The 20,968-nt window shown below is 47.7% G+C and carries 20 protein-coding genes, 1 other RNA gene, 1 pseudogene and 1 CRISPR repeat array; of the genes and pseudogenes, 13 read left to right on the top strand and 9 right to left on the bottom strand.

Features of this window, described 5'->3' with window-relative positions:
• Both HMPREF3091_RS22745 and HMPREF3091_RS13885 read left to right on the top strand, forming a co-directional pair.
• Positions 1–215 (top strand): annotated as a pseudogene (locus tag HMPREF3091_RS22745) (hypothetical protein); the annotation flags it as partial.
• A 7-nt stretch (positions 216–222) separates the two neighbouring features.
• The gene (locus HMPREF3091_RS13885; protein ID WP_070716478.1) at positions 223–738 is read left to right on the top strand and encodes a tail fiber assembly protein; all 516 of its coding nucleotides are present in this window, start codon (positions 223–225) and stop codon (positions 736–738) included.
• A gap of 18 nt (positions 739–756) precedes the next feature.
• Here the strand turns inward: HMPREF3091_RS13885 and HMPREF3091_RS13880 are convergent, their stop codons facing one another.
• The 3 genes from HMPREF3091_RS13880 to smpB form a co-directional block, all read right to left on the bottom strand.
• Positions 757–1,302, bottom strand: coding sequence for a serine acetyltransferase (locus tag HMPREF3091_RS13880; protein WP_070716474.1), 546 nt, complete (start codon positions 1,300–1,302; stop codon positions 757–759).
• A gap of 713 nt (positions 1,303–2,015) precedes the next feature.
• A CRISPR array of direct repeats spans positions 2,016–2,523; the repeat unit is 28 nt; unit sequence GTTCACTGCCGTACAGGCAGCTTAGAAA.
• A gap of 504 nt (positions 2,524–3,027) precedes the next feature.
• Positions 3,028–3,391: a transfer-messenger RNA gene (gene ssrA, locus HMPREF3091_RS13870) on the bottom strand.
• 49 nt (positions 3,392–3,440) lie between these two features.
• Positions 3,441–3,923 (bottom strand): SsrA-binding protein SmpB, encoded by a 483-nt coding sequence (gene smpB / locus HMPREF3091_RS13865; RefSeq protein ID WP_035503279.1) that lies wholly within the window; start codon positions 3,921–3,923, stop codon positions 3,441–3,443.
• Between the two features lie 157 nt (positions 3,924–4,080).
• Here smpB and HMPREF3091_RS13860 point away from each other — a divergent pair, with 157 nt between their 5' ends.
• Together HMPREF3091_RS13860 and HMPREF3091_RS13855 are read left to right on the top strand one after the other, a co-directional pair.
• The gene (locus tag HMPREF3091_RS13860; RefSeq protein ID WP_004847214.1) at positions 4,081–4,515 is read left to right on the top strand and encodes a type II toxin-antitoxin system RatA family toxin; all 435 of its coding nucleotides are present in this window, start codon (positions 4,081–4,083) and stop codon (positions 4,513–4,515) included.
• Positions 4,508–4,792, top strand: a complete 285-nt coding sequence (locus HMPREF3091_RS13855) for an RnfH family protein (protein WP_070716471.1) — start codon at positions 4,508–4,510, stop codon at positions 4,790–4,792. The genes HMPREF3091_RS13860 and HMPREF3091_RS13855 overlap by 8 nt, the downstream gene beginning before the upstream one ends.
• 77 nt (positions 4,793–4,869) lie before the next feature.
• Here HMPREF3091_RS13855 and bamE read toward each other — a convergent pair whose 3' ends face one another.
• From bamE to nadK, 3 genes are all read right to left on the bottom strand, one after another.
• Positions 4,870–5,220, bottom strand: a complete 351-nt coding sequence (gene bamE / locus HMPREF3091_RS13850) for an outer membrane protein assembly factor BamE (RefSeq protein WP_035503213.1) — start codon at positions 5,218–5,220, stop codon at positions 4,870–4,872.
• A 112-nt stretch (positions 5,221–5,332) separates the two neighbouring features.
• Entirely contained in the window at positions 5,333–6,994 is a 1,662-nt protein-coding gene (gene recN / locus HMPREF3091_RS13845) for a DNA repair protein RecN (protein WP_004847211.1), read from the bottom strand.
• 97 nt (positions 6,995–7,091) lie between these two features.
• On the bottom strand, positions 7,092–7,970 hold the full coding sequence (nadK, locus tag HMPREF3091_RS13840; RefSeq protein WP_004847209.1) for an NAD(+) kinase: 879 nt from the start codon (positions 7,968–7,970) through the stop codon (positions 7,092–7,094).
• A gap of 123 nt (positions 7,971–8,093) precedes the next feature.
• Here nadK and grpE point away from each other — a divergent pair, with 123 nt between their 5' ends.
• A complete protein-coding gene (gene grpE, locus HMPREF3091_RS13835) occupies positions 8,094–8,681 on the top strand; it encodes a nucleotide exchange factor GrpE (protein WP_004847208.1) in 588 nt (195 codons plus the stop codon).
• A gap of 55 nt (positions 8,682–8,736) precedes the next feature.
• Here the strand turns inward: grpE and ung are convergent, their stop codons facing one another.
• Positions 8,737–9,432, bottom strand: coding sequence for a uracil-DNA glycosylase (gene ung, locus HMPREF3091_RS13830; protein ID WP_004847207.1), 696 nt, complete (start codon positions 9,430–9,432; stop codon positions 8,737–8,739).
• A gap of 380 nt (positions 9,433–9,812) precedes the next feature.
• Between ung and grcA the strand changes: the two genes are divergently transcribed.
• Positions 9,813–10,196, top strand: coding sequence for an autonomous glycyl radical cofactor GrcA (gene grcA / locus HMPREF3091_RS13825; protein WP_004847205.1), 384 nt, complete (start codon positions 9,813–9,815; stop codon positions 10,194–10,196).
• 305 nt (positions 10,197–10,501) lie between these two features.
• Here the strand turns inward: grcA and srmB are convergent, their stop codons facing one another.
• Positions 10,502–11,830, bottom strand: coding sequence for an ATP-dependent RNA helicase SrmB (gene srmB, locus HMPREF3091_RS13820; RefSeq protein ID WP_070716469.1), 1,329 nt, complete (start codon positions 11,828–11,830; stop codon positions 10,502–10,504).
• Between the two features lie 149 nt (positions 11,831–11,979).
• Here srmB and HMPREF3091_RS13815 point away from each other — a divergent pair, with 149 nt between their 5' ends.
• On the top strand, positions 11,980–12,729 hold the full coding sequence (locus HMPREF3091_RS13815; RefSeq protein WP_070716466.1) for a tRNA1(Val) (adenine(37)-N6)-methyltransferase: 750 nt from the start codon (positions 11,980–11,982) through the stop codon (positions 12,727–12,729).
• 255 nt (positions 12,730–12,984) lie between these two features.
• On the top strand, positions 12,985–14,364 hold the full coding sequence (gene brnQ, locus HMPREF3091_RS13810) for a branched-chain amino acid transport system II carrier protein (RefSeq protein WP_070716465.1): 1,380 nt from the start codon (positions 12,985–12,987) through the stop codon (positions 14,362–14,364).
• Between the two features lie 89 nt (positions 14,365–14,453).
• Here the strand turns inward: brnQ and nadB are convergent, their stop codons facing one another.
• Positions 14,454–16,055: an L-aspartate oxidase gene (gene nadB / locus HMPREF3091_RS13805; RefSeq protein WP_172635535.1), complete on the bottom strand. Its 1,602-nt coding sequence runs from the start codon at positions 16,053–16,055 to the stop codon at positions 14,454–14,456.
• Positions 16,056–16,269: 214 nt separating this feature from the next.
• On the opposite strand from nadB, the gene rpoE reads away from it, so the two are divergent.
• The 5 genes from rpoE (at position 16,270) to lepA (ending at position 20,868) form a co-directional block, all read left to right on the top strand.
• The gene (gene rpoE, locus HMPREF3091_RS13800) at positions 16,270–16,845 is read left to right on the top strand and encodes an RNA polymerase sigma factor RpoE (protein WP_008812634.1); all 576 of its coding nucleotides are present in this window, start codon (positions 16,270–16,272) and stop codon (positions 16,843–16,845) included.
• A gap of 29 nt (positions 16,846–16,874) precedes the next feature.
• The gene (gene rseA, locus HMPREF3091_RS13795) at positions 16,875–17,519 is read left to right on the top strand and encodes an anti-sigma-E factor RseA (protein WP_035503207.1); all 645 of its coding nucleotides are present in this window, start codon (positions 16,875–16,877) and stop codon (positions 17,517–17,519) included.
• Positions 17,519–18,481, top strand: coding sequence for a sigma-E factor regulatory protein RseB (rseB, locus tag HMPREF3091_RS13790; protein WP_070716463.1), 963 nt, complete (start codon positions 17,519–17,521; stop codon positions 18,479–18,481). The genes rseA and rseB overlap by 1 nt, the downstream gene beginning before the upstream one ends.
• The gene (gene rseC, locus HMPREF3091_RS13785; protein WP_004847195.1) at positions 18,478–18,942 is read left to right on the top strand and encodes a SoxR-reducing system protein RseC; all 465 of its coding nucleotides are present in this window, start codon (positions 18,478–18,480) and stop codon (positions 18,940–18,942) included. The genes rseB and rseC overlap by 4 nt, the downstream gene beginning before the upstream one ends.
• A gap of 132 nt (positions 18,943–19,074) precedes the next feature.
• Positions 19,075–20,868 carry a translation elongation factor 4 gene (gene lepA, locus HMPREF3091_RS13780; protein ID WP_004847194.1) on the top strand — a complete coding sequence of 598 codons (1,794 nt, stop codon included), beginning with the start codon at positions 19,075–19,077 and terminating at the stop codon, positions 20,866–20,868.
• The last annotated feature ends 100 nt before the right edge of the window (positions 20,869–20,968 follow it).

Below are 20,968 nucleotides of genomic sequence, written 5' to 3'. Positions count from 1 at the left end.
CGGGGCAGGCATATACAAAAGGAGAGTCAGATGGCCGCTATATTCAAAATATGCGATTTGGTTCAGCCGCTACAGTCAGTATTGGAGGAAATGGTTCGGTACCGGGAGGGTGTGTCGTTGTAGGTGCTGGTACCGATGATTGGAAACTGAATAGGCTTATTTATAAGCCTATTCAGAGAAATATAAATGGCGTTTGGGCAACAATTTCAGGGTAATAGCATCATGGAACTAATTAACTTATTACAGTATGAGCCTATTATTAAAATGGCTCCAGATGTACTTTATTTAAAAGATCAAAATGACCTAGATTGGTATGAGTCCCAAAAATTGTTCTCTGATTCAACTATGAAGATCGGCTGTGATAGTAGTGGAGTAATACTTATGGCCTCAGTTGATGTATCAACGTTATGGCCAGAGGGGGTATCTGTATTTGAGGTTAACCAATCAAAGTTACCGAATGAATTTAAGGCAGACTCTAGCTATCAATTCAAGGATGGAAAGGTTGATAAAAGAGTATTATCACAAGAGGAGGTTATAGAGTTAGCTGATACTCAGCGATCAGCCATGCTTAGAATCATCTCGGATAGAATACTTCCACTGCAAGATGCTCTTGAATTAGATTATATAACAAATGATGAATTGGATTTGTTGAGGACGTTAAAATCTATTCGCGTTGAATTAAGTCGACTGGATACTTCAAAAGCACCAGATATCAAGTGGCCGGTGCTTCCTGAGTGAATATAGAAATATAACTAGCTAATTTATTTCTTTAAGTATCAACTTGTTCGTCTTTTCAGTATATACAGTAGTATTTGGTGGTATATCTTTGCCTATAAAAGACATGGCACCAATTACTACGTTATCACCAATATTAATATTATCGGCTAAAATGCACGAATTAGCACCAACAGTCACATTATTTCCAATACAAATCATTGCGCTTGTTTCGCCTTTAATTCCAATTGTTGTGTTTTGCCTAATCGTAAAGTTTTCGCCAATGTTACAACAATCAGTGATTACAACGCCTTGGAAGTGGACCACTTTAAATCCTGGAGCAATTTTTGCACCCAGCCCAATCTCTGTATTGAAATTTTTCATTATTTTTCTGTTGAGATAGCGAGCAGCCCACTTGCTAATAGCCCTATCACTATTAAAGAACAATTCGGCTAGTCTCCACCAGAGATAGAATCGTTTGTTGGGGAGTGACCAATAGCGGTGTATAACTCTGCGCCAAGTGAATTTACGCTTATTCAACATTTCTGCAGAGACGCATCTTTTGAAATGGAGATAGTTATCATTCATTGTCTAGTTCTCTACACATTAGCCACTGATTTGTTTTTATCGACCATTTTGAAAACCTAAATATTCAACATGGATATGCTTGGATTTTACATTGAAATAATGAATATTTACACATATACACATAAAAATATTTAATGGACGTTCAAGCGGATATCTAAGAAAAATTTTCACTACCTAAGCAAAGGAAGAGGGGGATCAGCAACGTGACATTGGTTTGCGCCGGTCCGTATGCAAGAGACCGGCGCAGTGACAATACCAGTGGATCGCTAATGCGTTTAAGTGATTCAAATGGTTATTGTCAGGTGCGGATACTACAGAGATAACCCTTGTATGTAATAAGGTAGATATTGGCAGCTCTAAACAACAGAGTGGCCAAGTAGTATTAAACCATTTCAATTTCCTCACATACTAGTCATTCATCCGCTTCTTCGAATGTTTCTTCAGGCCATTGGGAAAAATCGGTGGGAGGTTCAATCTGCGGTAGATTTTCTTTGGTTTGCTGAACGTCCCATCATTACCAACGAACTGCCCATCTGTTGTGTATGGGGTATGTCTTTTTGTCGAGCACAGCAAAGTCTAAACAACCCTTTTTTTAGAGCATCTTATAATCCATTGTTTTAAAACACATATTGTGTATGCTCTAAAAAAAGGGGCTTTCAGGGAATTGCTCAGTATTAAGCTGATTAATATAATTTTTTTGTGTATATTTTACAGTTCACTGCCGTACAGGCAGCTTAGAAACATCCGACCGACGACAGTTACCAGTGCGCCCCGTTCACTGCCGTACAGGCAGCTTAGAAATTACCACCGTCGCCGCCGTCGTTCCCGCTAGCGTTCACTGCCGTACAGGCAGCTTAGAAAAAGATGATGCAGCGTGGCGGCGTCCACGTCATGTTCACTGCCGTACAGGCAGCTTAGAAACTCTAAGGCCATCTTGGTAAAACAGGCATCATGTTCACTGCCGTACAGGCAGCTTAGAAACAGGTCGTCGGGCAGAACGGTTCGCTCTTCGCGTTCACTGCCGTACAGGCAGCTTAGAAAGTTAGTGTTTCCACTGGTTGCCTCCGGTGCTGGTTCACTGCCGTACAGGCAGCTTAGAAATGAATTGTGGCGTTGTCATTTGTGCCGCTTGGGTTCACTGCCGTACAGGCAGCTTAGAAAACAAGATGCGTTCCCGCGACGTCACTATGGTGGTTCACTGCCGTACAGGCAGCTTAGAAAGATTTATCTTGCAAAGGCAAATAGCGGCAGAGTTTATCAAAAATCCTAACTGTTCTTACACAGATGCTTCCAAGGGCGCGATCATTGAGCTGTTTTATATTTTCACTGACACGGTTTCTATCGGAGAAATCCGTCTCACCTGAGAGAGTAGAAAACAACTTATCAGCTTCCTCTTTGAGAGAGATTGGAAGGTCTTTATTTGGATTTACCCAAGCTAGGTAGGAGGAGTAGACATCACGTACCCGTACAGCTAGCGGATCGCCAGAGGCTGCTAAATGGGTTACTGCTTGTCGAAATTTTTCTGTGGCATATTCAAATTTATACTCGTTCACGCACCACTCCTTGAATAAAAGAAAACCCGCACGAGGCGGGTTTCAGTTACTTTCAAAATGCACGTGCACTATACGTGCATTTCTTTGTCTTACTTGGGTCGTTGTTGTGTCCATCCAATTCGCATAAGTTACTGGTTTTTATGCTCTTGTCCGGTCACTGTCCTACCAAATTTGGTGGAGCTGGGGGGATTTGAACCCCCGTCCGAAATTACTACACCGTCGGCACTACATGCTTAGTCTAGTCTTTACATTCGCCTACCAGCTGCGGACAGACACGCTACTAATAAACTAGCTTGATTAGATTTAATGCTTCAACCCCAAGCTAGGTATCCACACGATCTCTTTTGGGTTTGACTTCTCTTGATCCCCGTCTTAAGAGCGGAAGCTAGGGAGAGAAGGCTCTAAGCAGGTTATTAAGCTGCTAGTGCGTAGTTTTCGTCGTTTGCGACTATTTTTTTGCGGCTTTTTACGAGGCCAACCGCCCCTCGGCATGCTCCTTGGGCTTCGCAAATCCCGTCGAATCCAGAATCAGCCCCAAGTACTATTCAGCAGTATATCAGAAATTATATCCGTAAAGCCAGTAGCTTAGCGGTTTGAGTTCTTCATGATACGTGCTTTGTCTAATTTCCACTCCCGATCTTTAATGTCATCGCGTTTGTCGTGCTCTTTCTTACCTTTCGCTAAGCCGATTTTGACTTTCGACCAAGCGTTTTTCCAGTAAAGAGACAGCGCAACAACGGTAAAACCGTCACGACTGACTTTGCCGATCAGCGTTTCTAATTCGCGTTTCTTCAGCAGCAGTTTACGTGTGCGCGTTGGATCGCACACGACGTGCGTAGACGCTACGTTTAGCGGCTGAATAGTGGCACCAAAGAGGTAGGCTTCGCCGTCGCGGAAAGTTACGTAGCTGTCGGTGATGTTCGCTTTACCTGCGCGCATCGACTTCACTTCCCAACCTTGCAGCGCCAACCCCGCCTCGATTTCTTCTTCTATGAAGTATTCGTGGCGAGCGCGTTTGTTCATAGCAATCGTTGCTGAACCGGGTTTATGTGCTTTTTTCTTTGTCATAGTGCTGCCATTATACTGAACCACTCGAGGGATGAACATCCTTTCACCCTGAGCCGTCGTGGTTTTTTAATACGTTAGCTCAGTGTGCTTAAGGCATTTCTCTCTGTCCACAGATAAATGGTATTATTTGTGCGTTTTATGTTACTCAGGAATTGATATGCCACAGATTAGCCGTTCTGCTTTGGTGCCATTTAGTGCTACGCAAATGTATCAGTTGGTCAACGATGTTTCCGCGTACCCTGCGTTTTTGCCGGGGTGTGTAGGGAGCCGTGTTCTAGAATCAGGGCCAAATTCGATGACTGCCGCAGTTGATGTTTCCAAGGCTGGGATCAGTAAGACCTTTACGACCCGCAATACGCTTGCGGATAGCTCCAGTATCAAGATGCAGCTTGTGGATGGTCCATTTCGTAAGCTGTTAGGCGGCTGGCATTTTATCCCGTTGAGTGATGATGCCTGCAAAGTTGAATTGCATCTCGATTTTGAGTTTACCAACAAATTAGTTGAGCTAGCTTTCGGCAAGGTGTTTAAAGAGCTGGCGGGGAATATGGTTCAGGCTTTCACTTCGCGTGCGAAAGAGGTCTACAGTGCCTGATATCAATGTTGAAGTGGTTTACGCGTTGCCTGAACGCCAATATTTACGCCGTATAAAGCTACCGGAAGGCGCTAACGTTGAACAGGCTATTCAGCAGTCGGGGTTGTTGACGCTACGAACAGAAATTGATCTAGCGAAAAACAAAGTGGGTATCTACAGCCGTACGGTCAAGCTGTCGGACAAGGTTCATGAGGGAGATAGGGTAGAAATTTACCGCCCATTGTTAGCCGATCCGAAAGAACTGCGTCGGTTGCGTGCCGAACGAGCAAAAAAATAAGGCGCTGTCTGCGCCTTATTCTCACCAGATATTGATACATCCAGTCATATCACACCAATTTGCCTAGCTTACGGCACTTATTCTTCGCTGTTATCAGGAAGCTTTTTGGTGTTTTCAATATTGGTCAAAACACCGCTGCCATCGAAGGTCAGAGTCAGTGTTTCTTGAGTCACGGCTTCATGACCTGGCTGTTGACGGAACACGTAGAACCATGTGCTGGTTCCAAACGGATCTTGCAGCATTGGCGTACCTAGCGTGTAGGCGACTTGTTGCTGCGTCATCCCTCTGTGAATTTTGGCTACGTCAGCAGCAGTCAGGTAGTTTCCCTGATTGATGTCAGGACGGTATACCACTTTTTCAAAGGTTGAACAGCCTGCGGTCAGCATAACCATAACCACAGCAGCGGCAGTCAGCATTTTACAACGCATAGTAATCTCATTCCTTTTGGACATAGGTTGCCGATGATAATCGACCTTGCAACAGTTGGAAACCTCAACAGACCTCAATATGACCTCTGGAATCAAAAAAAGTTGAGCTTTTTTATGCGGCAAGCAGTTCTTTTGCATTTGCCAGCGTATTACGCGTCACTTCACTTCCGCCCAACAGGCGCGCCAGCTCTTGTAAACGAGCCTTTTTATCGAGTGGCTGCATAGTGGTTTCAGTTTCTGAGCCGTCAGTCTGTTTGCTGACATAAAAATGTTGGTGTCCACATCCTGCAACTTGGGGTAAGTGGGTCACACACATGACCTGTGTAGACTCACCAAGTTGACGCAGCATCTTACCGACAATTGCCGCCGTTGGTCCACTGATGCCCACGTCTACTTCGTCGAAGATTAATGCCGGGGTATCCATTTTTTGCGCGGTGATAACCTGAATAGCCAGTGCGATACGTGATAGTTCACCGCCTGACGCGACTTTAGCCAGAGGCTGTAGAGGCTGGCCGGGGTTAGTCGTTACGCTGAATTCAATGCGGTCAGCACCGTCAGCGGTGAGCGCTTCCGGCATGAAATTCACGTCAATAGCGAATTGTCCATGAGGCATTGATAGCTCGTGCATGCTATGGGTGATTAACGAGGAGAGCTCCTGCGCGAACTTGAGCCGCTGCTGGTGCAACTGCTGTGCTAGCGAAAGTGCCTGCTGGTGATGAATATGGACATTCTCCGCTAGCTGTTCCTGTTCGCTCTCTTGCTGACACAGAGACTGCTGCTCGTCTAGTAATTGCTGATGGAACTGTGGCAACTCTTCTGGAGAAACGTGGTGTTTTCTGGCTAATGCAATTTGGCGAGAAATACGCTGTTCTAATTCATAGAGGCGTGCAGGATCCATATCGATGTTATCGCCATAGTGACGTAGCTCGTTGCTGGCCTCTGATATTTGGATCGAGGCTTCTTCAAGCATATCTAGAAGCGGTGAAAACTGATTGTCGTAGCTAATCAATTCGGACACATTTTGTTTTGCACTGTGCAAGAGACTGAGAATATTGCCGTCTTCAGCTTCCGAAAGCATGTTTAGCGCTCGCTGGCTGAGGGTTAACAACTGCCCACTATTGGCTTGGCGCTTATATTCCTCATCGATTTGTTCATACTCACCCGCCTGAGGAGCAAACTCATTGAGCTCTTTTAACTGGTATTGCAGCAGCTGCTTGCGTGATTCGCGCTCTGCCACCTGTTTTTGATGGTGCGTTAGCAAACGGCAGCTATGGTGCCATTGACGATAGGCAGCCTGCATTTCAGCCAACAGTTCTGACTGATTGCTGTAGGCATCAAGTAGATGTTTTTGATGTTCGGATTTGAGTAGCAACTGATGCGCGTGCTGACCGTGGATCTGGATCAGATGTTGGCCTAACTCACGCAGCTGTGAAAGGGGAACCGCGGTGCCGTTAATAAACCCCCGCGAGCGACCATCGACGCTGATAACGCGGCGTAGTAGGCATTCGTTGCTGTCATCCAACTGGTTCTGCTCAAGCCATTGGCGTGCTGAAGGTGTGTCAGCCAAAGAGAAGCGCGCGCAAATATCGGCTCTAGGCGTATTTAAACGCACCATAGCAGCTTCTGAGCGTCCTCCAAGGCATAAACCCAAGGCATCGATAGCAATAGACTTACCTGCGCCAGTTTCGCCGGTGATGGCGGTCATTCCGCGTTGGAAGTCGATTTCAAGTTCACGAACAATAGCAAAATTAGAAATGGTCAGTTGCGTCAGCATTCGAAATTCCCCTGTACGGAATCACATAACTGTATTTAACTACAGTATAAACTGGTTTTTTATACAGTAAAGTAGCTGACGAAAAAATTTTCTTAATTTAGAAAAGTTTTTTAGACCACCCTAGCTTGGTGCTTAATGTATTGAAATAGTTATAGTCTTTAGGGTGTATCAAGTTTAAATGAAATTGGCTACGCTGAATCATCACTTCTTCTCCTTGCTGAATTGGCAGGGCTATCTGGCTGTCACAACTGATTTCCAGATCGTTGCTGAAGTGGCTAAAGCGGAGATGGATTTTGCTGTTACTATCGATAACCAGTGGTCTGGCCGATAGCGTATGGGGAAACATAGGCACCAGCGCGATGGCATCTAGGGTTGGCGTCAGGATGGGGCCCCCGGCAGATAATGAGTAGGCGGTAGAACCGGTGGGCGTTGAGATGATTAGGCCGTCGGAGCGCTGCGAGAAGGCGAAGTTTTCATTGATATAAACTTCGAACTCAATCATATGAGCCACTTTACCTGGGTGCAAAACCACCTCGTTAATGGCGGTGCTCATGCGTCTTTGTTGTTGCTCGCGGCACACCTGTACTTCAAGTAAAAAGCGTTGTTCGCTAAAATATTCGCCGTCGAGGACGTCAGAAAGCTGTTGTTTGGCGTTATCGGGATCGAGATCGGTGAGAAAACCGAGGTTGCCACGGTTTACGCCGATAACTTTGATATCGTAACGCGCCAGAATGCGTGCTGCGCCAAGCATATTGCCATCGCCGCCGACGACGACAGCGAGATCGGCCTGCTGTCCAATGTCTGCCAAACTGCCCGTAGTCGCGTTTTCCAGCTTGAGGTCGTGCGCAATTTGGTGTTCGACGATTACCGGATAGCCTTTACCGACGAGCCAGTTAAACAGCATCTCATGCGTGGCCAGCGCCGCAGGATGACGCGGATGACCGACCAGACCGATACATTCAAATTTTTTATTCATGCAGTGGTTTTCCTACTGAGTGCAATTTAATGACTCTCATTATGCGCGGTTCTCTTGAATCGCCAGCTTTCATCCCCATAATAAGCCAAGTAGCGAGATTAATGCCAAACCGCGGAGAATTTCATGAGTAGTAAAGAACAGAACATGTCGAATGAGCAAGCCTCACAAGAAATGGAAAACGGACAAGAGCAGCACGAACAGGCTCAGGTCGATGCGGCAGACGTAGTCGATGTGCGCGATGAGCGCATTGCTGAACTGGAAGCTCAGTTGCAGGAAGCCGCTCAGCGTGAGCGTGATTCTGTTATGCGTGCCCGCGCAGAAGCTGACAATATTCGCCGTCGTGCCGAGCAGGACGTAGAGAAGGCGCATAAATTCGCGTTAGAGAAGTTCTCTAACGAACTGTTGCCAGTGATTGACAGCTTGGAGCGTGCATTGGATCTGGCGGATAAATCTAATCCAGATTTAGCTGCGATGATTGAAGGCATCGAATTGACGCTGAAATCTATGCTGGATGCCGTGCGTAAGTTCGGCGTAGAGCAGGTGGGTGAAGTCAATGTTCCGTTTAATCCTGAAGTGCATCAGGCAATGACGATGATGGAATCCGATCAGCATGAACCAAACCACGTCATGATGGTTATGCAAAAAGGCTATACCTTAAATGGCCGCCTGATCCGTCCAGCCATGGTTGCGGTATCTAAAGCTAAGGCTTAATCGATATCCTAAAAATTAAAAACCAGTCGATTGACTGGTTTTTTTTCGCCTGAACTTATTCCTCGCTACCGTTTTCCGGTAAGTGCGGCTGCCAGTCAATCGGCGTAAGCCCCTGTTCAATCAGGAGCTGATTGGTTTGTGAGAAATGATGGCAGCCTAAGAAACCGCGGTGTGCAGACAGCGGTGATGGATGTGGTGCCTTTAACACGCGGTGGCGCTGAGTATCGATAATACTGCCTTTCTTTTGCGCATGGGCTCCCCACAACAAGAACACAATGCCTGAACGATGTTCGTTAAGCGCTGCGACAACTTTATCTGTGAAGGTTTCCCAACCGAGCTTAGCGTGCGAGTGCGCTTGACCACGTTCGACGGTTAACACGGTATTGAGCAGCAAAACACCTTGGTCGGCCCAGCTTTTTAGATAGCCGTGATTAGGGATTTGAAATCCTTCAATATCGGTTTGTAGCTCTTTATACATATTCATGAGTGAAGGCGGCGCAGGAATGCCTGGGCGAACGGAAAAAGAGAGCCCGTGTGCCTGATTTGGCCCGTGATAGGGGTCTTGCCCAAGGATCACGACTTTAACATCATTAAATTCGGTGAAGCGAAAAGCGTTAAATACATCTTTCTGCGGTGGATAAATGGTCTTACCGGCTTGGCGCTCTGCCGCAACGAAAGCAAGCGTGTCGTGAAAATAGGGCTTTTCTTTCTCGGCACCGATGACATCGTGCCAGTTTAGTGGAGAAGTCATCTTCACTTCCTCTTTGTTTATACGGAAATTATCTGGCGGTAGCTTACCGTTTCAAGCGATGAAGTTAAACCGTGAAGAAAATTTAACCATGTTCAGGCTAGTCACTTAGTGAGTGTTTTTTGAACGAAAATTAAATTTTTTTTGAAAATTTACAAAAATAGAAAAGTCGCCGAAAAATGGTTAAATTTGATGTAAAACATAAATTTGCCCAAATTGGTAAAATGACCACCATGAAAAAATTGATTTAAATCAAAGAAAACCCCACTCTATATTGGTATATAGAACATCAAGACAACATTGGTTTTACCAAATGGCCGATGTTAAGGCCGTAAACGAAGAAATTAATCCCAGATTTTTTGCTCTATTGACGGAGGCAACAAATGATTCAAGGTATTCAGATCACTAAAGCTGATAATGCAGACCTGATGAACTCTTTCTGGCTGCTTGATACAGATAAAAACGAAGCACGCTGCGTATGTGCTAAAGCAGGCTATGCAGAAGACCAGATCGTTGCAGTAAACGAATTGGGTCAAATCGAATATCGCGAAGTCCCTTTGGATATCAAACCAACTGTACGTGTGGAAGGCGGTCAGCACTTGAACGTTAACGTTCTGCGCCGTGAAACTCTGGAAGATGCCGTTAAGCACCCAGAAAAATATCCACAGCTGACTATTCGTGTTTCTGGCTATGCGGTGCGTTTCAACTCACTGACTCCAGAACAGCAGCGTGACGTTATCGCTCGTACCTTTACTGAAAGCCTGTAATTTCAGGTTTGAGGCAATAGGAAATAGCAAAAAGGAGCTGAAAAGCTCCTTTTTTACGTCTGTAGCGCTGAGAATTTTGCCAAACAGAACAAAATCGCTGCACAGCGTGTTGTTGCACAATTAACGTTATTTGCATTCTATTTCATTATATTAATTCCACTCTTCATCGAATTTTTAGTGCGCGAGCTGGGAAAAAAGTCAGAAAAAAACAGTTAGGCTGGATTTAATGTCGTAGCGGTAAAATTGTTGGTGTTAGGATGAAAAAAAACCGCCACTAAAGGCGGTTTTTTTGTTAGCTCGCTGATTTATTCTTCAGTTGGGATCACTGACTGTGCGGCTTTAGGCTTACGGCGTTTTCCGACGTTTTTACTATCGCGGTGACGCACTTTTACCTTTTTATCTTTCTTCTCTTCGTCTTTTTTCTCTTGGCGCTTGAGCAGCGTCTTCTTAGACGGTTTACCTTTGTTTTTCTCGCTTGGCGGCTTGGTGGTTGGACGAAGTTCGTCAACCACGCGAGATTTAATTTGCTCTTCGACATAGCGGCTGATTTTACCCAGCAGCAGATGGTCATGAGCTTCCACCAGAGAAATTGCGATACCTTTACGACCTGCGCGACCGGTACGGCCAATACGGTGTAGATAGGTGTCGGCGGTGCGTGGCATATCGAAGTTGAAGACGTGGCTGATGTCTGGGATATCCAAACCACGTGCGGCAACGTCGGTTGCAACCAACACGTTCACTCGGCCATCAAGCATACGCTTCATCGCTTCATTACGCTTAGCCTGCACCATTTCGCCTTCTAAGTAGCAGGAGTTGATACCCGCTTCGCGCAGCCAGCCTACCAGTTCATGTACACGCTCGCGCTTACGCACGAAAATAACGGATTTGGTGACTTCAGGCTCTTTTAACAAATGGCACAGCAGCTTGGTTTTGTGCTCAAGAGTATCGGCGCGGTAATACCATTGCTGGATCTTCTTACGCTCACGGCGTGAAGGATCGGCTTCGATTTCGACAGGCTCCTGCAGCAGACGCTCAGAGAACTCTTTAATCGCGTCACCTTCCAGCGTTGCTGAGAACAGCATAGTCTGTTTACGCCAGCGAGTTTCCGCCGCGATGGTTTCGATATCTTGTGCAAAACCCATGTCGAGCATGCGGTCTGCTTCATCAAGGATCAGGGTTTCAACCGCGCGGCAATCGAAGTTTTCTTCTTTGATGTATTGCAGCAGACGGCCAGTGGTTGCAACCACGATGTCTTGATTTTCGCTGAACACTTCAGCGTGATTCATGTAGGCAACGCCACCGGTGATGGTCGCGATATCTAGATTTGTATGTTTAGCCAATTCGATGGCTTGCTCGGCAACCTGCATTGCCAATTCACGCGTTGGAGTCAGCACCAATACACGTGGTGGGCCGGATTTTTTGCGCGGGAAGTCGAGCAGGTGCTGCAATACTGGCAGCAAATAGGCGACGGTTTTCCCGGTTCCGGTAGGTGCTGAACCCAGAACGTCGCGACCGTCCATTGCCGGAGGAATGGCGGCAGCTTGAATGGCTGTCGGGCGGTCATAGCCTTTGTCGCGCAATGCGTCGAGTAGGCGTTCATCGAGTTCGAGTTCGGAAAAATTGCTTGCTGTCATGGTCTACCTCTACTTGGGGCGCCGATTATAGACGGGTTGGGGCAGATGTTCACCCATTAAAGCGGGGGAATTAGTATGTTTGCACCGATCCAGCCTTTGCGAATCTATGGGGATATTTTATGCTATGCGACCGAAAATAAGGAGTTACCGTGGTTCAACGCCCATCAGAATCAGTGCCATTACGCCGTAACGGATTCACATTTAAGCAATTTTTCGTTGCACACGATCGCTGTGAGATGAAGGTCGGCACCGATAGTATTTTGTTAGGCTCGTGGACTGACATCAGCAATCTCGGTGGAAAAATACTGGATATCGGCACAGGCAGCGGTCTTTTAGCTTTGATGCTGGCGCAGCGTACCACAGATGTCGTGCAAATTGATGCCGTTGAGCTAGACCAAAATGCGGCCTTGCAGGCGGCAGAAAATTTTGTCCTGTCGCCGTGGGCCGATCGAATGCAGGTTCACGCCTGTTCATTGCAGGCTTTTGCCGCGCAAACCTCCGAACGTTATGACCTGATTGTGACCAACCCGCCTTACTATCCGCAGGGAGTCGAGTGCCGCAATGCGAGTCGCAATACCGCTCGTTATACCTCGGAGCTTAGCCACCAATCATTGCTAAAGTATGCGAGAGAATTGGCTACGGATAATGGCAGAATGGCCGTCGTTCTCCCTACTGATGTGGGAGTAAGCTTTATTCAAACAGCAGCTCAAGAAGGGTGGTTTATACTGCACAGCACTGAAATTGCAGAATTTGAAGATAGGGTCGCGCGGCGTTCACTGATGTTGTTTGGTTCCAAGCCTGCAAATCAGCAGTCAGATCGACTAGTGATCCGCGATAAAAGCAGTGAATACTCCCATGATTTTCGCCTGTTAACGAAAGATTTTTACCTTTTCTTCTGAGTCTGTTGCTTTGGTTAGCATAATATTTCACTATCAGACTCAGATGCGGCGATTCTCCGCAATTTTGTTCTGATAGGAAAGGCTGAAATAATTAACAGGCTCAGGGAGTGGGCGTTCATTGTAGAGTTACCTCCATTAATACCATTTCCCTCTGTACTACTCCTTTCTTAGTCAGACTCATCTTTAGCTTTAGTGAATAACTGGCGTACGTGTCTGCTGCGTATACGACCAGAAAAACCTATAAGAGGGCAGACTATGCAACAACGTTTATCCACCGCGGACACTATTGGTTTAGGGCTGATGACCTTTGCTTTCTTTCTGGGCGCAGGGAACATCATTTTTCCGCCGTTAGAAGGCCAGATGGCAGGGCATAACGTACTTTATGCTATGGGCGGTTTTTTGCTAACTGCAGTGGGTTTGCCGTTGCTCTCTATTATTGCTGTAGCTCGGGCGGGGGGCGGTTTGCCGTCAATGACTCACGATCTGCCGAAAGGGACCGGTACTTTTGCCGCAGTTTTGTTATTTATCATTATCGGCCCAGCTTTTGCCGCTCCGCGAACCGGCTTGGTCGCTTTTGAAATGGCGGTAAAACCGTTGTTGGTTAGCTCAGGTAGTTACAGCGATACGTCAGTGACGCTGGGCAGCCTGACTCTGGATGGTTTACAAATGTTAGTTACCGCGCTGTTTTTTGCAGTGACGCTGATGCTGGCATGGAGCCGTGGCAAACTGATCGATAGTATTGGCAAGTTCTTGACGCCGATGTTGTTTTTGCTGCTGGTGGTCTTGGCGTTGGGTGTGATTTTCAAACCGCAAGGTGACATCGTAGCGCCGGTAGCGGCCTATGAGCAGATGGCATTTTCTAAAGGTTTTATCAGCGGCTACAACACCATGGATACCTTTGCTGCGCTGATGTTTGGCATGTTGTTGGTTGATGTATTGCGCGGTAAAGGCGTGACTGAACCGAAGGCTTGCTTCCGCTATTTGAGCATCGCGGGTGTGATTGCAGCGTTAGGGCTGGCGTTTGTATATATCTCTCTGTTTTGGCTGGGGGCGACCTCTTCAACGATTGCTGGTGGGGCCGACAACGGTGGGGTTGTGCTGGCGGCGTATGTGAAGGCGTTATTTGGTCAGCCAGGACAGTGGATTTTATCACTAGTGGTCATGTTGGCATGTTTAACTACGGCGGTGGGCTTAGTCAGCGCCTGTGCGGACTATTTCTCCACCTTAACGCCGCTGCGCTATCGTCATTGGGTCATTGTGTTGTGCATCACCTGCGCGGTGGTTGCTAACGTTGGGCTGAGCCGTTTGATTGCACTGTCGGTTCCCGTGTTAATGGCGTTGTATCCGTTGGCGATTGCCTTGGTGGCTCTGACTTTTGTGCGACGCTGGTTACGTAATCCGGTTCTGGGATATCGTTTGGTTATGCTGGTGGCGTTGCTGTGCAGCCTGCTGGATGGTGCGCGTGCCGCAGGCGTTGAGTCCATCAGTTGGTTAGCTCGCCTGTTGGATTGGCAAATGGCGGCGATGCCGCTGGCCGCAGAAGGTATGGCGTGGGTTCTACCCACGTTTATTATGCTGGTGTTGGCTTTCTTCTTGCCTGCGAAAAGCAGTAACCAGAAAGTGGCTTTGGCTTAATCTTAATAATGTCATTGTGATGAATAAGCCACCTTCGCAAAAGGTGGCTTTAACTATTTTAAATCCGTCTTTGGGCCTTAAAATCCGCTTTAGGGCTGCAAAATCGTTGGCTTAGGCTCAGCTAATAGATCGGGATAGTCGAGCGTGTAGTGCAATCCTCGGCTTTCTTTTCGTTCCATCGCACAACGCACCATCAACTCTGCGACTTGAACCAGATTACGCAGCTCTAAAAGGTTATTTGAGATGCGGAAGTTTGCATAGTACTCGTCAATTTCCTGCTGCAACATTTGAATGCGGCGCAGCGCACGCTCCAGACGTTTTGTGGTACGAACGATGCCAACGTAATCCCACATAAACAGGCGCAGCTCATGCCAGTTATGTTGAATCACGACGCGCTCATCGGAATTGTAAACTCGGCTGTCATCCCACTCGGGTAAACTTGGCGCAAGGCTAGTTTGCGGCAGGCGTTGCAAAATGTCCTGCGAAGCCGACCACGCGTAGACCACGCACTCCAGTAAGGAGTTAGACGCCATACGATTAGCGCCATGTAGCCCGGTATAGCTCACCTCACCAATCGCATAGAGCCCTTCTAAGTCTGTACGCCCCTGATGATCGACCATCACGCCGCCGCAGGTGTAATGCGCCGCGGGTACGATAGGAATAGGTTCTTTGGTCAGATCCAACCCCAAATCCAGCAGTTTTTCATAGATCATCGGGAAGTGCTGCATGATGAAGTCAGCGGGTTTGTGGCTGATGTCTAAATACATGCAGTCGGCGCCAAGGCGTTTCATCTCATGGTCGATAGCGCGGGCGACGATATCGCGCGGTGCGAGTTCACCGCGTTCGTCGAAATCGGGCATGAAACGCGAGCCGTCAGGGCGTTTCAGAAAAGCCCCTTCGCCGCGTAAAGCCTCGGTGAGCAGGAAGTTTCTGGCCTGCGGGTGATACAAGCAGGTGGGATGGAATTGGTTAAATTCGAGATTAGCAATACGGCAGCCAGCACGCCACGCCATGGCAATACCGTCACCTGAAGAGATATCTGGGTTGGTTGTGTATTGATAAACTTTAGCGGCACCGCCGGTCGCTAGCACCACGGTGCGGGCACGCAGAGTTTCGACCCGCTCCAGATCGCGGTTCCATACATAGGCGCCGACTACGCGTTGGGTACCCGGTAAACCGATCTTCTTGGAGGTAATGAGGTCAACGGCGTTATAACGCTCGCACACACGAATATTGGGGTGTGCATTTGCTTTCTGCACCAGCGTGGTCTCTACTTCTTTACCAGTAGCATCTGCGCTGTGCAGAATTCGGCGATGGCTGTGGCCTCCTTCACGCGTGAGGTGATAGCGTGATTCGCCAGCGGGACTCATTTCGGTATCGAACAGCACGCCTTGATCGATAAGCCATTGCACGCAATCCTTTGCGTTACGGGCAATAAATTCGACGGCAGAGGGTTCGCACAGCCCTGCACCCGCAATCAGTGTATCTTGCACATGTGATTCAATGCTGTCCGTTTCATCGAATACGGCCGCAATGCCACCCTGAGCATAAAACGTGGCACCTTCATTAAAGGGACCTTTGCTCAGCACGGTGACTTTACAATGTTCGGCAAGGCGTAAGGCGAGTGAAAGTCCGGCAGCTCCGCTACCGATAATCAATACATCGTTAAAATGTTCTGAATTTGGTTGCATAGGTTGTGGTGTGTGCAGCTGAAAAGTGAAAATCATGTTAGCCTATGCCAACGTGTAAATGCACGGCTAATGAACAACGAATATAAAAACAGCATCGTACGGAACTTTTTAGTACGTATGAACTCTAAGCTAGTGCTTGCTCAGGATCGATTGAGACAACTGGCAGTACAATTTATTCATGCGTGGAGAGAGATTTGAGGAGAGATTACCTCGGATGAGCGAGCAGTTAACGGATCAGGTGCTGGTCGAGCGAGTCCAGAAAGGAGATAAGAAGGCTTTTAACTTACTGGTAGTTCGCTATCAGCATAAAGTTGCGAGTCTCGTATCCCGCTACGTGCCGTCAGGCGATGTTCCTGATGTGGTACAGGAGTCGTTTATCAAAGCTTATCGTGCGCTGGAATCTTTCCGCGGCGAAAGTGCTTTCTACACCTGGCTTTATCGTATTGCTGTGAATACAGCTAAAAATTACCTGGTTGCTCAGGGGCGACGTCCGCCATCTAGTGATGTTGATGCCAGCGAGGCTGAAAACTTCGAAAGTGCGGGTGCATTGAAAGAAATTTCGAACCCTGAGAACTTAATGTTGTCAGATGAACTGAAGCAGATCGTTTTCCGAACCATAGAGTCTCTTCCTGAGGATTTGCGTATGGCAATCACCCTCAGAGAATTGGATGGTTTAAGCTACGAAGAAATAGCTGCCATTATGGATTGTCCGGTTGGAACAGTACGTTCCCGTATTTTCCGGGCGAGGGAAGCCATTGATAATAAAGTTCAACCGCTGATACAGCGTTAATGATGCGGGCACAGGAAGGGTATTTAGGCATGCAGAAAGAACAACTTTCGGCTCTGATGGATGGTGAAGTGGTGGATAGTGAACTGATTGGTTCACTTGGCAAAGACGACGCACTTCAGCAAACGTGGAAGAGCTATCACCTGATACGTGACACCCTGCGTGGTGACGTCAGCGACGCGATCGAGTTTGATATTTCTGATCGAATTGCTGCGGCGCTTGATGATGAACCGGTTCGTCTGGTTCCCAACGCGATTCCCGAATCTCAGCCTCAGCCGCACAGCTGGAAAGATATGCCGTTCTGGAGCAAGGTTCGTCCTTGGGCCAGCCAAATCACCCAAATTGGTATCGCTGCCTGTGTTTCACTGGCGGTTCTCGTGGGTGTGCAGCAGTATAATCAGCCTGCAGGTGGCGTGAGTGATTCCGATGCCCCGGCATTTAATACGTTGCCGATGGGCGGCCAAGCTTCCCCAGTAAGCTTTGGTGTTCCAAATGAAAGTACCAATGCTAATGGACAGCAGCAGGTTCAGCAGCAGCGTAAGCGTATAAATGCAATTTTGCAGGATTACGAACTACAGCGCCGCTTGCATACCGAACAGTTACAGATGGACAATGGTAATACGCAGGCGTCAGTTCAGGTGCCAGGAACTCTGTCATTAGGAACACAACAGCAGTAATGAAGCAATTTTGGTTCGCCATCAGCTTATTCGCTGGTAGCCTGCTTGTCTCTAACATCGCCTCAGCGGAAGACTCGTCTGAGGCGATGTTGCAACAGATGAACAGCGCCAGTCAGTCACTCAGCTATGAGTTAGCGTATATCAATATCACCAAACAGGGGATTGAGTCGTTACGCTATCGTCATGCCATTTTCAATAACCAACTGTTATCTCAGCTTTTGCAGATGGATGGACCGCGCCGTGAAGTTTTACTGCGTGGCAATGAAATCAGCTATTTTGAGCCAGGGCTTGAGCCATTCACGCTTAACGGTGATCACATTGTTGACGCTTTGCCGTCGATTATTTTCTCCGATATCAAACAGTTGCGTCAGTACTACAATTTTATATCCGTAGGCCGAACCCGCGTTGCCGATCGCCCATGCGAAGTGATCCGCATTGTCTCGCGCGATGGCCTGCGCTTTAGCTATATCGTTTGGATTGATGAAAGCTCCAAGCTGCCGTTACGCGTCGATTTACTCGATCGTGATGGAGAGACGCTGGAACAGTTCCGAGTGATCTCCTTTACCGTTGGCGATCAGGTTACCGCAGCGATGTCGAGTTTGGCTCAATTGACTTTACCCCCGCTGTTGAAACTACCGGCAACGGACAAGGTTGATTTCAGTTGGAGAACCTCTTGGCTACCGCAAGGCTTCAAGGAAGTTTCACGCAGTCGCCGGACATTACCGACATTATCAGAGCCGGTAGAATCGCGTCTGTATAGCGATGGTCTATTTAGTTTCACCGTCAATATCAGCAGCGCAGCTTCCGGTGCTGCGGTGAGCGAACAGTTCTTACGCCAAGGACGCCGCACTATTCATTCTGAGACTCGTAACAATGTCGATATTACCGTTGTTGGGGAATTGCCGCCTGCTACGGCTAAACGAGTAGCGAATAGCATTGTCTTAGATGGTCGTAAATCATGATGCGCGAATGGGCAACGGTGACATCCTGGCATCAGGGTGTTGCTACGTTAAACTGTGAACAGCGTTCTAGTTGTGGATCATGTGGTGCGAAAAACACCTGTGGCACGGCGGTTTTCGATAAAATCAATCCACAGTCTCAGCATCAGCTGCAGGTTGAAATTGATCAGCCGTTAGAACCTGGACAAAAAGTTGAAATCGGTATTACCGAGGCCAACTTGCTACGTTCTGCCGTTTTGGTTTATCTCACACCGCTATTAGGGCTTATTATTGGCGGCGGTGTAGGACAGTCAGTTATGCACACTGATGCATGGGCTGCGTTAGGCGCTTTAGTGGGCGCAGGTGCTGGTTTTATGTTTGCGCGTGTTAAGGCGAAAAGACTGAGTGACCGGCAAGATTATCAGCCGATAGTTTTACAAGTCGGTTTGCCCCCTTCCATGATCCGCACCCCCACGAATATCTAGGTTTTACCGGGTTCGATGTGTAGAATGCATCGAATCTGGCAAATTACCGCCAAACGTTAAACCATCGCTTTGAACCCATCAGTGTGTCCTTAGGCGAGTAATCTAGAAATCATCAGGCAAAATATCTTAATAATGAAGCATATACGAAATTTCTCCATTATCGCACATATTGACCACGGTAAGTCGACACTGTCTGACCGTATTATTCAGATTTGTGGCGGTTTGACTGACCGTGAAATGGCAGCGCAAGTTCTGGATTCTATGGATCTGGAACGTGAGCGCGGCATCACTATTAAAGCGCAGAGCGTGACGCTCGACTATAAAGCACAGGATGGTGAAACTTATCAGCTGAACTTCATTGATACCCCAGGACACGTTGACTTCTCTTATGAGGTTTCTCGTTCACTGGCGGCATGTGAAGGCGCATTGTTGGTGGTTGACGCGGGTCAGGGTGTTGAAGCTCAGACTTTGGCGAACTGCTACACCGCAATGGAAATGGATCTGGAAGTTGTCCCTGTTCTAAACAAAATTGACCTGCCAGCGGCCGATCCCGATCGTGCGGCGCAGGAAATTGAAGACATCGTCGGTATTGATGCGATGGACGCTGTACGCTGCTCGGCGAAAACCGGTGTCGGAGTACCTGAGGTTCTTGAGCGTCTGGTGCGTGATATTCCAGCGCCAGAAGGCGACCCAGATGGTCCATTGCAGGCGCTGATCATCGACTCATGGTTCGATAACTATTTGGGCGTGGTGTCTTTGATCCGTATTAAAAACGGTTCACTGCGCAAAGGCGAAAAAGTTAAGGTGATGAGTACTGGGCAGGCTTATAACGCTGATCGCCTCGGTATCTTCACGCCTAAGCAGATCGATCGCGATGTGTTGAACTGCGGCGAAGTTGGTTGGTTGGTCTGTGCAATTAAAGATATCCACGGCGCTCCAGTCGGCGATACCTTGACGCTGGCGCGTAATCCAGCGGAGAAATCGCTGCCGGGCTTCAAAAAAGTGAAGCCTCAGGTTTATGCTGGTCTGTTCCCTGTCAGCTCTGATGATTACGAAGCTTTCCGTGATGCGTTAGGGAAACTCAGCCTTAACGATGCTTCCCTGTTCTATGAGCCAGAAACATCGACGGCGTTGGGCTTTGGTTTCCGTTGTGGTTTCTTGGGCTTATTGCACATGGAAATCATTCAGGAGCGTCTGGAACGTGAATACGATCTGGATCTCATCACAACGGCACCAACGGTTGTATACCAAATTGAAACGACCAGTGGTGATGTGATCTTTGTTGATAGCCCGTCCAAGCTGCCGCCTATCAACAATATCGAAGAGCTTCGTGAGCCCATTGCTGAATGTCATATGCTGTTACCACAAGAGTATCTGGGTAACGTTATTACGCTTTGCATTGAGAAGCGTGGTGTCCAAACTAACATGGTATACCACGGCAATCAGGTTGCACTGACTTACGAAATTCCTATGGCCGAAGTGGTTCTAGACTTCTTTGACCGTCTGAAATCAACGTCCCGCGGTTATGCGTCACTGGATTACAGCTTCAAACGCTTCCAGCAGTCTGACATGGTTCGCGTTGATGTCTTGATCAACAACGAACGAGTGGATGCTCTCGCGTTGATCACCCATCGTGACAACGCGCAATATCGTGGTCGTGAGCTGGTTGAGAAGATGAAAGAGCTGATCCCACGTCAGCAGTTTGATATTGCTATTCAGGCGGCTATCGGCAACCAGATCATCGCACGTTCAACGGTTAAGCAACTGCGTAAAAACGTTCTTGCTAAGTGTTACGGCGGTGACGTTAGCCGTAAGAAAAAACTGTTGCAGAAGCAGAAAGACGGTAAGAAACGTATGAAGCAGGTCGGTAACGTCGAGCTGCCGCAGGAAGCCTTCTTGGCGATCCTGCATGTTGGTAAAGACTAAAGTTCTATGATGAGCGGCACCCATTTCAGGTGCCGTTCTCATTGAGAGGCTTATACCCGTGAGGCTCCAGAAAGTAGCAGTATGAAAGCCTATGGGGATA

The organism is Hafnia sp. HMSC23F03 (assembly GCF_001816025.1).
GTDB classification, from domain to species: Bacteria; Pseudomonadota; Gammaproteobacteria; order Enterobacterales; family Enterobacteriaceae; genus Hafnia; species Hafnia paralvei.
This window is presented reverse-complemented; position numbering and strand designations above follow the sequence as displayed.

Coding starts and splice junctions, on each gene's coding strand:
- HMPREF3091_RS13885 (WP_070716478.1), top strand. CDS start 223: ATGGAACTAATTAACTTATTACAGTATGAGCCTATTATTAAAATGGCT.
- brnQ (WP_070716465.1), top strand. CDS start 12,985: ATGCAACAACGTTTATCCACCGCGGACACTATTGGTTTAGGGCTGATG.
- srmB (WP_070716469.1), bottom strand. CDS start 11,830: ATGACAGCAAGCAATTTTTCCGAACTCGAACTCGATGAACGCCTACTC.
- HMPREF3091_RS13880 (WP_070716474.1), bottom strand. CDS start 1,302: ATGAATGATAACTATCTCCATTTCAAAAGATGCGTCTCTGCAGAAATG.
- HMPREF3091_RS13860 (WP_004847214.1), top strand. CDS start 4,081: ATGCCACAGATTAGCCGTTCTGCTTTGGTGCCATTTAGTGCTACGCAA.
- rseA (WP_035503207.1), top strand. CDS start 16,875: ATGCAGAAAGAACAACTTTCGGCTCTGATGGATGGTGAAGTGGTGGAT.
- ung (WP_004847207.1), bottom strand. CDS start 9,432: ATGACTTCTCCACTAAACTGGCACGATGTCATCGGTGCCGAGAAAGAA.
- nadK (WP_004847209.1), bottom strand. CDS start 7,970: ATGAATAAAAAATTTGAATGTATCGGTCTGGTCGGTCATCCGCGTCAT.
- bamE (WP_035503213.1), bottom strand. CDS start 5,220: ATGCGTTGTAAAATGCTGACTGCCGCTGCTGTGGTTATGGTTATGCTG.
- rpoE (WP_008812634.1), top strand. CDS start 16,270: ATGAGCGAGCAGTTAACGGATCAGGTGCTGGTCGAGCGAGTCCAGAAA.
- grcA (WP_004847205.1), top strand. CDS start 9,813: ATGATTCAAGGTATTCAGATCACTAAAGCTGATAATGCAGACCTGATG.
- smpB (WP_035503279.1), bottom strand. CDS start 3,923: ATGACAAAGAAAAAAGCACATAAACCCGGTTCAGCAACGATTGCTATG.
- rseC (WP_004847195.1), top strand. CDS start 18,478: ATGATGCGCGAATGGGCAACGGTGACATCCTGGCATCAGGGTGTTGCT.
- rseB (WP_070716463.1), top strand. CDS start 17,519: ATGAAGCAATTTTGGTTCGCCATCAGCTTATTCGCTGGTAGCCTGCTT.
- lepA (WP_004847194.1), top strand. CDS start 19,075: ATGAAGCATATACGAAATTTCTCCATTATCGCACATATTGACCACGGT.
- grpE (WP_004847208.1), top strand. CDS start 8,094: ATGAGTAGTAAAGAACAGAACATGTCGAATGAGCAAGCCTCACAAGAA.
- recN (WP_004847211.1), bottom strand. CDS start 6,994: ATGCTGACGCAACTGACCATTTCTAATTTTGCTATTGTTCGTGAACTT.
- nadB (WP_172635535.1), bottom strand. CDS start 16,055: ATGCAACCAAATTCAGAACATTTTAACGATGTATTGATTATCGGTAGC.